The organism is Paraeggerthella hongkongensis, from assembly GCF_003726035.1.
Lineage (GTDB): Bacteria > Actinomycetota > Coriobacteriia > Coriobacteriales > Eggerthellaceae > Paraeggerthella > Paraeggerthella hongkongensis.
Map to the genome: position 1 here is coordinate 19,301 of NZ_QICD01000029.1, position 13,525 is coordinate 32,825.

Below are 13,525 nucleotides of genomic sequence, written 5' to 3' on the forward strand. Positions count from 1 at the left end.
TACAAGTGTGCGGGAAGCTACGCGCTTTGTTCGCATGGGAGGTTTTCATGAACGGTATTACCCGAAGGGATTTCGCGAAGGCATCGGCGGCTGGCGTTGCCGCGCTTTCGCTGGGCGGCCTGCTTGCTTCGTGCTCGTCCGATAACAACGCGGCGTCCAAGCCCGAAGCCGGTGCCGACGGCGCAACGGCGCCGAAGAACCAGGTGGTGGTGTCCATGACCGCGGGATCGGAGCCGGCAGCGGGCTTCGATCCGCTGGTGTCCTGGGGCTGCGGCGAGCATGTGCACGAGCCGTTGATCCAATCTACGCTCATCACCACGAACGCCGATCTGGAGTTCGTGAACGATGTAGCCACGTCGTACGAATGCGCCCAGGATGGCATGACGTGGACGTTCAAGATTCGCGACGACGTCAAATTCACCGACGGCACACCGCTCAAGGCGTCCGATGTTGCCTTCACCATCAACGGCATCTTGAACTCCGATGCGTCGGAATGCGACCTGTCCATGGTGAAGGCCGCCGAAGCGCCCGATGACACCACCGTGGTGATCAACATGGCCAAGCCGTTCAACGCGCTGCTGTACACGCTGGCGGTTGTTGGCATCGTGCCCGAGCACGCGTACGGCAAGGATTACGGATCGAACCCCATTGGCAGCGGCCGCTACATGCTGGAGCAGTGGGACAAGGGCCAGCAGGTCATCCTCAAGGCGAACCCCGACTACTACGGGGAGGCTCCGCGCATGGAACGCGTGGTGGCGGTGTTCATGGAAGAGGATGCGTCGCTTGCCGCTGCCAAGTCCGGCCAGGTGGACGTGGCGTACACGTCTGCGACGTTCGCGGCGAACCAGCCGAGCGGCTACGATTTGCTGAACTGCAAGTCCGTCGACTCTCGCGGCATCTCGCTTCCTACAACGGCTCCGGGCGGCACGAAGAAGGACGAGAAGGGCGAGTACGCCGTGGGCAACGCGGTCACCAGCGATCTGGCCGTGCGCCGAGCTATCAACTACGGCGTCGACCGCGACAAGATGATCGATGCCGTGCTCGGCGGTTTCGGCACGGTTGCGTACAGCGTTGGCGACGGCATGCCGTGGTCGTCTCCCGATATGAAGTGCGCTACCGATCGGGACAAGGCCAAGAAGCTGCTCGATGATGCCGGCTGGGCTGTCGGTTCTGACGGCATTCGCGTGAAGAGCGGTACGCGCGCGGCGTTCGATCTGTACTACTCGGCCAGCGACACGGTGCGCCAGGCGATTGCCTCCGAATTTGCCAACCAGATGAAAGAACTGGGCATCGAGGTGTCTGTCAAGGGCGTGAGCTGGGACGATCTGTACCCGCATCAGTTCAGCGATCCCGTGGTGTGGGGATGGGGCACGAACGCACCCACCGAGATCTACAACCTGTTCTATTCCAAGGGCACGGGGAACTACGCCTGCTACCAGAGCGCTACGACCGACCGCTATCTGGACGAAGCGCTTGCTCAGCCGCGTGTCGAAGACTCCTACGAGTTCTGGAAGAAAGCCCAATGGGATGGCAGCGAAGGCTTCGCGCCGCAGGGCGAGGCTCCGTGGGTGTGGTTCGCCAACATCGACCACTTGTATTTCGCGAAGGACAACCTCAAGGTGGCCGAGCAGAAGCCGCATCCACACGGTCATGGATGGTCGCTCGTGAACAACGTCGACCAGTGGGCGTGGATGTAGCGTATAGTATTCGTTCATGTCCCGGTTCATCTTTCGAAACATTGCGAAGTTCGTCTTGCTCATGATTGCAGTGAGCCTGGTGACGTTCGTCCTGGTAAGCGTATCGCCGGTTGATCCGGTGCAGGCGAACGTAGGCCAGGCCGCCTACATCAACATGAGCGAGGCGAAGCGCGCGCAGCTGGCGGAGTACTGGGGCGTGAACACGCCTTTGTGGGAGCGGTACGCGAACTGGGCGTCCGACTTCCTGCGCGGCGACATGGGCATGTCTCTGCGCTACAACGCGCCGGTGGCCGATGTCATCGGCACGCGCGCGCTGAATTCGCTCGCGCTCATGGCAACCGCCTGGGCGGTGAGCGGGGTGCTGGGGTTCGCCTTGGGCATTTTGGCGGGTGCAAATCGCGGCAAGTTGGTCGACCGAGTGGTGAAGGGGTACTGCTTTTTGCTGGCGTCCGTGCCGACGTTCTGGCTTGGTCTGGTGTTTCTTATCGTGTTTTCCGTATGGCTGGGGTGGTTTCCGTTCGGCTTCTCGGTTCCCATCGGCGTGTCTGCGGCGGACGTGACCTTTGCCGACGCGCTTCATCATTTGGCGCTTCCCGCCCTCACGCTGTCGGTGGTGGGCGTGGCCAACATCGCACTGCACACGCGCGAGAAGACCATCGACGTTTTGGAGAGCGACTACGTGCGCTTCGCTCGAGCGCGCGGCCTTTCCACGTGGGGCGCCGTTCGCCGGCACGGTTTGCGCAACCTGGCGCTTCCCGCCCTGACCTTGCAGTTCGCGTCGATTTCCGAGATATTCGGCGGGTCGGTGCTGGTGGAGCAGGTGTTCTCTTATCCGGGGCTGGGCCAGGCGGCTGTGACGGCCGGCCTGGGCGGCGACGTGGCCCTGCTGGCCGGGATCGCGCTTTTCTCGGCGGCGTTCGTGTTCGGCGGCAATCTGATTGCCAACGTCTTGTACGGCGTGGTCGATCCACGTATGCGACGTTCGGAGAAAAGGGGGTCCCGTGTCTGATCTGGCTCGCATAGCCGGCGACGCGCCGGCACCCGTGCTCTATCGGCCTCGCAAGGCGCGCGTGGGCAATCGAAGGCTGACGCTGGCGGCGTTCGCGGTGGCCGTGGCGGCGCTTGCGGCCATCGTGGCGGCGGGCCTTGCGGTGACCGGCTCCGCCATGGAGACCGATTTCGCGCTCAAGAACCTTGCACCTAGCTGGGATCACCCGTTCGGCACCGATTGGATGGGCCGCGACATGCTGTTGCGCACGTTGGCGGGCCTGTCGACCAGCGTGCTTGTGGGCTTGCTGGCTGCGGGCGTCTCCTCGGTGATCGCGCTGGTTCTGGGCGCGGCCGCCGCGTTGGGCGGCAAGAAGGTGGACGCTGCCGTTACCTGGCTTATCGATCTGATGATGGGCGTGCCGCACATCGTGCTGCTCATCTTGATATCGTTTGCGCTCGGCAAGGGCTTTTGGGGCGTGACCATCGGCGTTGCCGTTACGCACTGGCCAAGTTTGGCTCGCGTCGTGCGCGCGGAGATCCTGCAATGCAAAGAGTCGACGTTCGTGGCTGCGGCGCGCAAGCTGGGGCAAAGCCCTGCGCGCATCGCCGTGAAGCACATGCTTCCCTACGTGCTGCCGCAGTTCTTGGTGGGGCTTATCCTTTTGTTTCCCCATGCCATCCTGCATGAGGCGGCCATTACGTTCCTCGGATTCGGACTGCCGCCCGAGCAGCCTGCCATCGGCGTGATCCTCAGCGAATCGATGGGCTACCTTTCGGCCGGCATGTGGTGGCTGGCGGTGTTTCCGGGCTTGGCGCTGATCGCGACCGTGCTGCTGTTCGACGTGGCGGGCTCGAACCTGCGCAAGCTGGTCGATCCGCACAGTTCGCAGGAATAGGGGGGCGACGAGCGACTATGGAGCACGAGCTGACACGACACGCCGATGCGCAGATCCACCATCATCACGCGCATGCGGAAGCGTCCCGGCATGACCATGGACATCATCTGCTGCAGGTGGAAGACCTGAGCATCGGGTTTCGGATGTACGAAGAGGATGCCCTGTTCTTTCGCGCAAAACGGCGCGAGGTCGAGGTCATCCGCAACCTGAGCATTTCGGTGCACGTGGGGGAGATCGTGGCCGTGGTGGGCGCGTCGGGGTCGGGCAAGACGCTCCTGGCCGATGCGGTGCTGGGGTTGTTCGAGCCGAACGCCACCGTGCGCGGTCGCATTTGGTTCGACGGCCAGCTGCAAAGCGCGTCAACGCTCGCGCATGTGCGCGGGCGCGGGATTTCCCTGGTTCCCCAAAGCGTGAATTACCTGGATCCGCTTATGAAGGTGGGCAAGCAGGTGGAAGGGTTTGCTCGGACGGGCGCGGCGCGGTCCGAGCGCCGTCTCAGGCGCGAAGAGCTGTTCGAGCGGTACGGTTTGTCCGCGGAGGTTGCGAACTTGTACCCCTTCGAGCTGTCCGGGGGCATGGCGCGCCGCGTGCTTCTGTGCTGCGCGCTCATGGACGATCCGCGCGTCATCATCGCCGATGAACCGACGCCCGGTCTGGACTTGGACTTGGCCGTTCGCGCGCTCGACGACTTCCGCGCCTTCGCCGACGCGGGCGGCGGCGTCATGCTCATCACGCACGACATCGAACTGGCTTTGCGCGTGGCCGATCGCGTGGCGGTGTTTCGCGACGGGACGGTGGTGGAGGAGACGGCGGTTGCGAACTTCGCTTCGCCCGACTTGCTGCAGCACGAGTTCAGTCGCGCGCTTTGGCGCGCGCTGCCGGAGCACGGTTTCGAAGAGGGTGAGGCTTGATGCTGTCGATTCGCTCGAACGAGGGCCGAAGCCGGTGCCGATGCGCGAAGGTCGGGAGCGCGGCGGGAATGCGCTTTGCCGTTCGCGCGGCGGCATGCGCGGCGCTTGCGACGGACGGAGGTTCGCCATGTTAGAGGCCCGCGGCATCTCCTATGCGTATCCCGGGACCGCCCGATTGCTGTACGAGGGGTTCGACTTGGCGGTTGCGCCTGATGAGCGCGTAGCCTTGTCGGCTCCTTCCGGATTCGGGAAGACGACGCTGTGTCGGCTGCTGGCCGGGTTCGAGCAACCGCAGGCTGGTCGGATCTTGGTGGACGGCGACCCGCTGCCCGATCGCGGAGCCTGTCCCGTGCAAATGATCTGGCAGCATCCTGAAACGGCTGTGGATCCGCGTATGCGCATGCGAAAAACACTTGAGGAAGCGGGCCCTATATCTGAAGATCTCCTTGATGACCTGGGTATTCAGCGTCGTTGGCTTTCCCGGTTTCCTCATGAGCTTTCAGGCGGGGAACTGCAGCGGTTCTGCATTGCCCGTGCGTTGGCGGTGCGTCCGCGTTACCTGATTGCCGACGAGGTGTCCACTATGCTCGATGCCGTGACGCAGGCTCAGATCTGGCGCTTTTTGGTGGACGAGACGAAACGTCGAGGCATAGGCCTGGTGTTCGTGTCCCATTCGCCGGCGCTTACCGACCGCATTGCTACGCGTGTGGTAGATTTGACCGGGCGAAGTTGATCCGGCTGCACGGCGGGCAGGGCGGACGGGATCCGGGGCGGGGATGTGACGCCCCTGGTTCGGGTCGCGTTCCCGAAGTGGGCGCAAAACGGTACCTGTGGCAGAAAATCGGCTGTTGAAAGAGCGCTCCCGAGCCATTCGTCGGCAAAAGGCCTGGTCGCGTTTTGAGGTATGCGCGAAAAGCGGCTTTGATCGCGTTTGAAATTGTCACAGCTCCCGATTCGTGCCCAAACTTTGCCCGCGCGCCCGTGCCGTATCCGAGCGCTCGACAGAGCCTCGTCGGCGAAGGCGCAGGGAGGGGCTTGGCCGATACGCAGCCTGGTGATCCGCTCGGTCTGCCTATCGTCCATCGTTTCCTCTGATCTTTTTAGAGAACATTTCCAATTGACTATATCTTCTTTTAAGAATAATATAAGGAACAGTCTCGGGTCTGCGACTGATTCCGTACGGTAGCTGCGGCTGCCGCTTGTTTGGCAGGCGCGGTGGATCCGGGGGATAATCAAGAGAAGACGCGAGAAAGGGATTTTATGAAGAAGCATACCCGCATCGTGCTTGCGGCGGCGTGCGCGTTCGCTATGGCGGGCGCATTCGCCCTCTTCGGTTGTTCGTCCGAGCCGAAGGCTGAAGAGCCTCAGAACGCGGAAAATCAGTCCAACGCAGAATCGCACGAGGCCGTTGAACTGCAAATATTTGCAGCGAACTCGCTGTCGAAGGCTATGGAAGAAGTTCAGGCCTTGTACAAGCAGGACCACAGCTGGGTTTCTTTCGCCGACACGCAGTACGAGGCTTCCGGCACGTTGAACGAAATGCTGGGAGCCGGTTCGTATGCCGACGTGCTGATTACGGCGTCGAAGGCCACCATGGATACGGCCGTGAATTCCAACTACGTTGACGCAGCGACCCGCTTCGACATGTTTACTAACGAGTTGGTGCTGGTTACGGGCGAGAACAATGCCTCTGTTTCCGATATCAAGCTGGAAGACCTTTCGGCCGGGACCTACACGCTGGCCGTAGGCGACGCCAACGTGCCGGCGGGCAACTATGCCAAGCAGGCGCTGTCCACCACCGAACCGCCTTGCTGGATCAGCGCCGATGGTGCTGTCGGCAAGGAATCTTCCGGCAAGGAAGGCACTTTTGAAGGCACGCCGCTTGCAGGTAAGGTTACCGAGGGATCCTCGGTGGGCAACGTATGCTCGTACGCCAATTCCGGCGACGTGGATCTGGCTATGGTGTACAGCTCGGACGTGTACCGCTTTGGCGGCGTGAAGATCGTGGGCACGGTTCCTGCGGATACGCACAAGAAGATTCTGTACCCTGCGGCAATCTGCGCCGATTCCAAGAATCCTGCAGCTGCTCGGGAGTTCTTGGACTGGGCCTTCACCAACGAGGGCGCCGTCAAGATATGGCAGGAATGGGGCTTCGAGCTGGCGGCTTAGCGGACTCGCCAGGCTTGAGGGCATGCAACCTTGCAAGAAGGATGGGAGGGCCTGGTCTTCCCATCCTTCTTCTTTGTGGTACGATCGCGAAATCCGTGCGACGTGAAAGTGGGAACAAGATGGGAAAACGCATAGGCGCCTTCTTGCTGGCGGCGGCTTTGGCTTTCGGCGTTGCGGGTTCTTCCGTCGCGTTTTGCGACGAGCCTGCGGATGGCGGTTCGTCGGTCGAAACGTCGTCGGATATCGGAGGTGTGGCTGTTTCGGCTGAAGGCGAGTCCGCCCTGATCGAGGGCGCAACGTTCGCTGTCGATCAGTTTTCCCGCGCTCAAAAGGGCTCGAACCGCGAATTGGACGGGCGCTACCTGGGCTACAGCTACTACCAGGGAAGCTCTGCGGATTACGCGGTTGCCGTAGCCTCCCAGGAGTACGTGGTGGTGTACGTCCCGCCGTCCGCGCATGGGCTGTGCGACGTTGCCGACCCTGCGTCCCAAGGCCAGATACGGGAGTACTTTCTTGCGCTCGACAAGGCCGCCCTCAACGGCGGCGTTGTGATGAGCGCCGACGTTCCCTGGCATTTCACGGACAAGCCCAGCTTCACGGTGGGCGGCATCGTGTACGGCTTCGCCGTTGAGGCTGGCGCGGGGAAGTACTACGTCACGGCTATCGGAGAGGACGGCTCCGACGTGGTATCGACGGCGGTGGACGGGTTGGTTCGCCCGACGCACGTCGACTTTCTCAAGATCGTCGAACCCGGTGCCGTCGATATAGCCCCGTCCGCAACGGGCGTCGCGTCGTTCGTCGAGTTTCTGCGCGGTATAGATTTGTCGCCGCTGTGGGTCACGCTCAAGACCACCGGCACGGCTATTGTGTTCATCTTCGTGCTGGGGCTTGCCGCGGCGTACTTCAGCCTGCGCATGCCGAAGCGTGCGCAAGACATCGCCGATGCCGTGTTCACTATTCCCATGGTGCTGCCGCCTACGGTGTGCGGCTTTCTCCTGTTGCTGGCGCTTGGAAAGAACACGGCGCTGGGACAGTGGTTCATCGACATTGGATTCCCGCTTATCTTCAGCTGGCCGGCAACGGTCATCGCGGCGGTCGTGGTGGCGTTCCCTCTGATGTACCGCAGCGCTCGCGGTGCCTTCGAAAGCCTTGATCGAAACATGTTGGATGCCGCGCGCACGCTCGGCTGGTCCAATCGCAAGATATTCTTCAAGCTCATGATGCCGCTTTCGTGGTCGTCCATCGCGGCGGGCACGGTGCTCTCGTTCGCCCGCGCCCTGGGCGAGTTCGGCGCCACGTTGTTTTTGGCCGGCAACTATGTTGGCGTTACGCGCACGGTGCCCATCGCCATCTACTTCGAGTGGATGAGCGGCAACGTGGACGTGGCGCTGTTCTGGACGTGCGTCATTTTGGTATTCAGCTTCGTGGTCATCCTGTTCATCAACTTATGGGGAAGGCGCACGACGAAGTATCGGCGAGGAGCTGATGAGCTATGAGCCTTGAGGTTGCTATCAAGAAGAAGTTCTCGTCGTTTCAGCTGGACGTGGCGTTTGAGGCGGGCGACGAGACGCTGGGCTTTCTGGGGGCGTCGGGATGCGGGAAGAGCCTGACCATGCGCTGTATTTCGGGTATCGAAACCCCTGATGAGGGGCGCATCGTGGTGAACGGGCAGGTGTTCTTCGATTCCGAGCGCAACATTAATTTGAAGCCCCAGGCGCGCAAGACGGCTCTGCTGTTCCAGAACTACATGCTGTTTCCCAACCTGACCGTGGCCGGCAACGTGGGTGCGGGCATCGGGCGAGACGTGCCGAAGGCCGATCGGGCTGCGCGCGTTGTCTCGGAGCTCAAGCGCTTTGGGCTGGAAGGTTTCGAGACCCGCTACCCTGCTCAGTTGTCCGGCGGTCAGCAGCAGCGTGTGGCGCTGGCCCGCATGCTGGCCGCGCGACCGGGCATTCTCATGCTGGACGAGCCGTTTTCCGCCTTGGACGCGCACCTGAAAAGCGTGCTCGAGCAGAACCTGGTCAGCTTGTTCGACGCGTTCCATGGAACCGTACTGTACGTGAGTCACGACATCGATGAGGCGCTGCGCTTCTGCGACCGCATCGCCGTGGTGGAGTCGGGACGCATCGTTGAGATGGGGACGGGCGACGACCTGGTCAATCGTCCGCAATCGACGGCGGGCATCAAGCTTTCCGGCTGCAAGAACGCCACGCCGGCGGAACGTGCGGGCTCGCATCGGGTATGGTTGCCCAAGTGGGGTATCGAGGTCGACACGCAAGACGAGGTGCCGCCGAACGTGGAGACGCTTGGCGTGCGCGCATTTTTCCTCGAGCGGGCGGAAGGGCCGGGTCCCAACGCGTTCCGCGTGCGGGTCGACCGGGTGAGCGATTCGCGCTTTGAACGAACGGCGCTGCTGGGATTTCTCGATCGAGACGATCGGGCCGTGCCCACGGTGAAGCGTACCGACGATGAGATGAAGTACCTGCACCAGCACCTATTCTGGCGCGTTGACAAGCTGACCGTTGCCACGGACAAGCTGCCGCACGAAGGCGACGAACTGTGGATGCGCATTCCGCCCGACAAGGTGTACCTGGTGGAGAAGTAGGACGACGAAACCTCTCGAAGCGGGAGGTTTCGCTTTCTCGGGCGCGCGGCTGGTTGCGATCGGCCGCGATCGGGCTTCTGTGGTGCGATTGCAAAAGAAGCTCGGCTCATGCCGGGGGATCATGTCCTATACTATATCCTCAGACGAGAAGGGAGCGTGGTCTCCATGAAGGACTCTCATGGTCGTACCATTGATTACTTGAGAATATCGCTGACGGATCGCTGCAATTTCCGTTGCATCTACTGCATGCCCGAACAGGGCGTTCAGGCGCTTGCCCACGGGGACATCCTGCGCATCGAGGAGATAGAGCAGGCGGTGCGCGTGGCGGCGGGGATGGGTATCAGGAGCATCCGCTTGACCGGCGGAGAACCGCTCGTTCGCTTGGGCGTGACGGATTTGATTCGCGGTATTTCGAATACGCCCGGCATCGAGAACGTCTCGATGACCACGAACGGCGTCTTGCTGCCCAAGATGGCGGACGAGCTGAAGAAGGCGGGCTTGTCTCGCGTGAACATTTCCCTGGACACGCTCGATCCCGACCAGTTCCGCCAGGTTACGCGCCGAGGCGAGCTCCAACAGACGCTCGACGGCATCGACGCGGCTTTGGAGGCCGGGTTCAATCCCGTCAAGATCAACGCGGTGGCCGTGCGCAGCTTGGATCAGGACTACCTGGCTTTTGCGAAGCTTTCGATCGATCGACCGCTGCACGTTCGCTTTATCGAGTACATGCCCGTCGGCGAAAGCTCCGGCGGTCACGGGTGCGGCTGGGGCAAAGAGGACGTGGTCCCAAGCGAAGAGCTGTTCGGCATCATCAACGAACGCGCTCGTGCTGCGGACATGGACGAATTGGTTCCTGCCGGCACCGATCGCCCGCTTGGATGGGGTCCCGCGCGCTACTTCGAGTTCCCGAACGCGCAGGGCACGGTGGGTTTCATCAGCCCTTTGTCGCGCCACTTCTGCAGCGAGTGCAACCGTCTGCGCCTGACGGCTGACGGCAAGCTTCGTCCGTGCCTGTTCTCGGACGACGAGTACGATTTGCGCACCGCGTTGCGCGAGGGCGGCGAAGCCGAGCAGCGTGCCGTGTTCGCGCGTGCGTTGGGGGCGAAGCCCGACGAGCACCACGACAAGGTGGGCACCGAAAGGGGCATGAGCCAAATTGGCGGGTAGCGGCTTTCGACGGTCTGCGGATTGCCGAGCCGTGTTTTCGCGCTCGCCCTTCTTGCAGGCCTGCGAGTGCCAGCCTGCGGTTTTCAATCTGTGAGTTCACGAATCAAGGAGCACCTTATGACCGATCAGCACCTCACCCATATCGACGAGAACGGTGCCGTGCGCATGGTGGACGTGTCGCAGAAAGCCGACACCGAGCGCGTTGCCGTGGCGGAGGGGTTCATTGCCATGCAGCCGGAAACGCTTGCGCTCATCGTCGAGGGCAAAGCTGCGAAGGGCGACGTGCTGGCGTGCGCGCGCGTGGCCGGCGTGATGGCCTCGAAGCGCACGAGCGATCTCATTCCCATGTGTCATCCGCTCAACATCACGAAGGCGAAGGTCGAGTGCGCTCCCGTAGTCGAAGGGGAGCGCGCGGACGGGCTTGTGGGCGTTCACGTGACGACCACTTGCGGCGTTACCGGAAAGACGGGGATCGAGATGGAAGCGCTGACCGCGGCCAGCGTGGCGTGTCTCACGATCTACGACATGTGCAAGGCCGTCGATCGCGGCATGGAGATCATGGACGTGCGCCTGCTCAAGAAAGACGGCGGCAAAACAGGTCTTTGGGAGCGCTGAGACGCGGTTCTCGCAGCGCCGCGGAAGACGCTTACGCGTCCACCACGATAGCGGCGCTGCGGTACAGTTCGGCCATAAGCTGGTGGCGGTTCGAGACGCCCATCTTCTGATAGATGCCCTTCACGTGCTTTTTCACGGTGTTCTCCGAGATGTACAGGCGCAAGCCGATCTGCTGGTTGCTCAATCCCTCGGCGATGAGCGCGGCGATCTCCTGTTCGCGCGCCGTGAGGCTGGTGTCCGCCACCACGGGCTTGTCCTGGTCGCGTTTGAGCCCGGCGGGATAGGCTACGGCCAGGTACGTCGAGAGGTGCCGGTTCAGCACGGCAAGGCATTCCTCTTCCTCTTCGGTGAAGTCGCCCGACGCGCGGGTGCGAAACAAGGTGATGGAGCCGTAGATCATCCCGTTGCCCACCTGCGTGCTGCCCATGCTGTAATGAACGTCCATGGGGATCATCCATTCGCGGTACAGTTCCGATCGGTCGCGCATTTCATCGGTGACGAAGGTGGAGTCGCGGTACACCACGGGATCGTTGACTGAGAACAGCCAGGTGGTGTAGTCGCCCGGTTCGTACTTCTGGTAGTACGACAGCAGTTCTTCGTCGGTCATGTCCGTCGACACGGGGTCGAAGAACACGAAGCGACCGCTCTCGCTGCAGTCGCATAGATCGAAAAATCCCTTGTCGTAGGGTACAAGCGCCTTGAAGCCGCACATCACGCGCCGCCGCAGATCGGCAAGATCCGTTGCTGCGTACAACGTGAGCAGAAGATCGTCGATCGCTCGCCATCGCTTGTCGCTTAGCTCCACCATGGGTTTCCCGCTTCCCTTCGCGCCGGCCGTCCGCTTCTGAGGCAATCGTACCATATTCGCATTCCCTCGCGTCGGGGTACCCGGCCGGGTACCCCTGCGGGCGGGGGTACTGTTCAAATGCCCTCCTTGCGGGTACTGATGGAGCGCGCCGCGCGTCGGTAGGATGGGGTCATCAGGTGGGAACGCCCACGACGATCAGTGAAGGAGCGCACCATGAAGATCATCACCGACAGCACGCCGAAGCAAGACGGATTCCGCATGCCCGGAGAGTTCGAGCCGCGCAAGCAGGACTTCCTCATCTGGCCCGAGCGCCAGGACACGTGGCGTAACGGCGGCAAGCCCGCGCAGGCCGTTCTGGTGGAAGTGGCGAAGGAGATCATCAAGCACGAGCCGCTTACGGTGTTCTGCTCGGCCGACCAGTACGAGAACGCTCGCACCCGCCTTCCCGAGGGCGTGCGCGTGGTGGAGATGACCATCGACGATGCATGGGCGCAGGACAAAGGCCCGTTCTACGTGGTGAACGACGAGGGCGACATGCGCGGCGTGACCTGGGGATGGAACGCGTACGGCGGACTTGAGGGCGGCCTGTACTTCCCGTGGAAGCGCGACCAGGAATTCGCCACGAAGCTCTTGGACCTTGAGAACTACGACGCGTACGACGCCACGAAGATGGTGTTCGAGGGCGGCGCCATGCAGATCGACGGCGAAGGGACGCTGATCGTAACCGAGAACAGCGTGCTCAACCACAACCGCAACCCGCACCTCACCAAGGAAGAGGTCGAGTGGTACTTCAAGGAGTACATGGGCCTTGAGAAGATCATCTGGCTGAAGGACGGCATGGCGTTCGACGAGACCGACGGCCACATCGACGACGTGTGCTTCTTCGTCCGCCCTGGCGTGCTGGCGCTTTCGTGGACCGACGACGAGGACAACCCGCAGTACCCGAACCTCAAGGCCGCCTACGACGTGCTGTCCGAGGAGACCGACGCGAAGGGGCGGAAGTTCGAGATCCACAAGATTCCGATCCCCGGCATCATCCGCATCTCCGAAGAGGAGAGCGCCGGCGTGGACCTCTGCAAGGACGCTGCGTCCCGCGAGGCCGACCTGCCGCTGGCCATCACGTACATCAACAGCTATTTCGTGAACGGCGGCCTGCTGGTTCCCCAGTACGGCGACCCGATGGACCAGGTGGCGTGCGACCTGTTCGCCGAGCTCATGCCCGATCGCGAGATCATCAAGATCTACACTCGCGAGTGGTCGCTGTGCGGCGGCAACATCCACTGCATGGCGCTGCAGCAGCCCGACCCGGCCGCCATCGCCGCGAAGCTGGGCTAGAAAGACCTGCGAATCGTTTGCATCCATGTGCGGGCCGTCCCGAGCGGCCCGCATCCCCTCATGAAGGAGGCATTGTGACTGTCAAGGACTACATCGACACCAACGACTTCACCAAAGAAGAGCTGCTCGACATGATCGAGCTGGCGCGCTCCATGAAGACCATGATCAAAGAGGGCGGGCGCTACCCGCAGGTGCTCAAGGACAGGACGCTCGGCATGATCTTCCAGCAGGTGTCCACCCGCACCCGCATCTCCTTCGAGACGGCCATGACCGACCTGGGCGGCCACGCGCAGTTCTACGGCCCGGGCACCATCCAGCTGGGCGGCCACGAG

12 protein-coding genes and 1 pseudogene are annotated in these 13,525 nt (G+C 62.3%); 12 read left to right on the plus strand and 1 reads right to left on the minus strand.

Going from position 1 to position 13,525, the window contains the following annotated elements; genetic code table 11:
• The first annotated feature begins 47 nt into the window (after positions 1-47).
• From DMP08_RS10625 to moaC, 10 genes are all read left to right on the plus strand, one after another.
• Positions 48-1,697, plus strand: a complete 1,650-nt coding sequence (locus tag DMP08_RS10625; protein ID WP_123192873.1) for an ABC transporter substrate-binding protein — start codon at positions 48-50, stop codon at positions 1,695-1,697.
• A gap of 16 nt (positions 1,698-1,713) precedes the next feature.
• Positions 1,714-2,706 carry an ABC transporter permease gene (locus DMP08_RS10630; RefSeq protein WP_123192861.1) on the plus strand — a complete coding sequence of 331 codons (993 nt, stop codon included), beginning with the start codon at positions 1,714-1,716 and terminating at the stop codon, positions 2,704-2,706.
• The gene (locus tag DMP08_RS10635) at positions 2,699-3,583 is read left to right on the plus strand and encodes an ABC transporter permease (protein ID WP_244596944.1); all 885 of its coding nucleotides are present in this window, start codon (positions 2,699-2,701) and stop codon (positions 3,581-3,583) included. Before DMP08_RS10630 ends, DMP08_RS10635 begins: the two co-directional genes overlap by 8 nt.
• Before the next feature lie 17 nt (positions 3,584-3,600).
• Positions 3,601-4,494, plus strand: a complete 894-nt coding sequence (locus DMP08_RS10640; RefSeq protein ID WP_123192862.1) for an ATP-binding cassette domain-containing protein — start codon at positions 3,601-3,603, stop codon at positions 4,492-4,494.
• A gap of 127 nt (positions 4,495-4,621) precedes the next feature.
• Positions 4,622-5,227, plus strand: coding sequence for an ABC transporter ATP-binding protein (locus DMP08_RS10645; protein ID WP_123192875.1), 606 nt, complete (start codon positions 4,622-4,624; stop codon positions 5,225-5,227).
• A 527-nt stretch (positions 5,228-5,754) separates the two neighbouring features.
• Positions 5,755-6,663, plus strand: a complete 909-nt coding sequence (locus tag DMP08_RS10650) for a molybdate ABC transporter substrate-binding protein (RefSeq protein ID WP_123192863.1) — start codon at positions 5,755-5,757, stop codon at positions 6,661-6,663.
• A 119-nt stretch (positions 6,664-6,782) separates the two neighbouring features.
• Positions 6,783-8,159: a molybdate ABC transporter permease subunit gene (gene modB / locus DMP08_RS10655; protein WP_123192864.1), complete on the plus strand. Its 1,377-nt coding sequence runs from the start codon at positions 6,783-6,785 to the stop codon at positions 8,157-8,159.
• Positions 8,156-9,268 (plus strand): sulfate/molybdate ABC transporter ATP-binding protein, encoded by a 1,113-nt coding sequence (locus DMP08_RS10660; RefSeq protein WP_123192865.1) that lies wholly within the window; start codon positions 8,156-8,158, stop codon positions 9,266-9,268. Before modB ends, DMP08_RS10660 begins: the two co-directional genes overlap by 4 nt.
• A gap of 165 nt (positions 9,269-9,433) precedes the next feature.
• A complete protein-coding gene (gene moaA, locus DMP08_RS10665) occupies positions 9,434-10,435 on the plus strand; it encodes a GTP 3',8-cyclase MoaA (RefSeq protein ID WP_123192866.1) in 1,002 nt (333 codons plus the stop codon).
• A 117-nt stretch (positions 10,436-10,552) separates the two neighbouring features.
• Positions 10,553-11,050, plus strand: a complete 498-nt coding sequence (moaC, locus tag DMP08_RS10670) for a cyclic pyranopterin monophosphate synthase MoaC (protein ID WP_123192867.1) — start codon at positions 10,553-10,555, stop codon at positions 11,048-11,050.
• A gap of 31 nt (positions 11,051-11,081) precedes the next feature.
• Here moaC and DMP08_RS10675 read toward each other — a convergent pair whose 3' ends face one another.
• Positions 11,082-11,858: a helix-turn-helix domain-containing protein gene (locus DMP08_RS10675; RefSeq protein ID WP_211328431.1), complete on the minus strand. Its 777-nt coding sequence runs from the start codon at positions 11,856-11,858 to the stop codon at positions 11,082-11,084.
• A gap of 213 nt (positions 11,859-12,071) precedes the next feature.
• Between DMP08_RS10675 and aguA the strand changes: the two genes are divergently transcribed.
• Both aguA and DMP08_RS10685 read left to right on the plus strand, forming a co-directional pair.
• The gene (aguA, locus tag DMP08_RS10680; protein ID WP_123192869.1) at positions 12,072-13,193 is read left to right on the plus strand and encodes an agmatine deiminase; all 1,122 of its coding nucleotides are present in this window, start codon (positions 12,072-12,074) and stop codon (positions 13,191-13,193) included.
• 74 nt (positions 13,194-13,267) lie between these two features.
• Positions 13,268-13,525 (plus strand): annotated as a pseudogene (locus tag DMP08_RS10685) (putrescine carbamoyltransferase); the annotation flags it as partial.

Excerpts from the sequence above, each read along its gene's own strand:
- DMP08_RS10625 (WP_123192873.1), top strand. The coding sequence starts at position 48 with ATGAACGGTATTACCCGAAGGGATTTCGCGAAGGCATCGGCGGCTGGC.
- DMP08_RS10630 (WP_123192861.1), top strand. The coding sequence starts at position 1,714 with ATGTCCCGGTTCATCTTTCGAAACATTGCGAAGTTCGTCTTGCTCATG.
- DMP08_RS10640 (WP_123192862.1), top strand. The coding sequence starts at position 3,601 with ATGGAGCACGAGCTGACACGACACGCCGATGCGCAGATCCACCATCAT.
- DMP08_RS10645 (WP_123192875.1), top strand. The coding sequence starts at position 4,622 with ATGTTAGAGGCCCGCGGCATCTCCTATGCGTATCCCGGGACCGCCCGA.
- DMP08_RS10650 (WP_123192863.1), top strand. The coding sequence starts at position 5,755 with ATGAAGAAGCATACCCGCATCGTGCTTGCGGCGGCGTGCGCGTTCGCT.
- modB (WP_123192864.1), top strand. The coding sequence starts at position 6,783 with ATGGGAAAACGCATAGGCGCCTTCTTGCTGGCGGCGGCTTTGGCTTTC.
- DMP08_RS10660 (WP_123192865.1), top strand. The coding sequence starts at position 8,156 with ATGAGCCTTGAGGTTGCTATCAAGAAGAAGTTCTCGTCGTTTCAGCTG.
- moaA (WP_123192866.1), top strand. The coding sequence starts at position 9,434 with ATGAAGGACTCTCATGGTCGTACCATTGATTACTTGAGAATATCGCTG.
- moaC (WP_123192867.1), top strand. The coding sequence starts at position 10,553 with ATGACCGATCAGCACCTCACCCATATCGACGAGAACGGTGCCGTGCGC.
- DMP08_RS10675 (WP_211328431.1), bottom strand. The coding sequence starts at position 11,858 with ATGGTGGAGCTAAGCGACAAGCGATGGCGAGCGATCGACGATCTTCTG.
- aguA (WP_123192869.1), top strand. The coding sequence starts at position 12,072 with ATGAAGATCATCACCGACAGCACGCCGAAGCAAGACGGATTCCGCATG.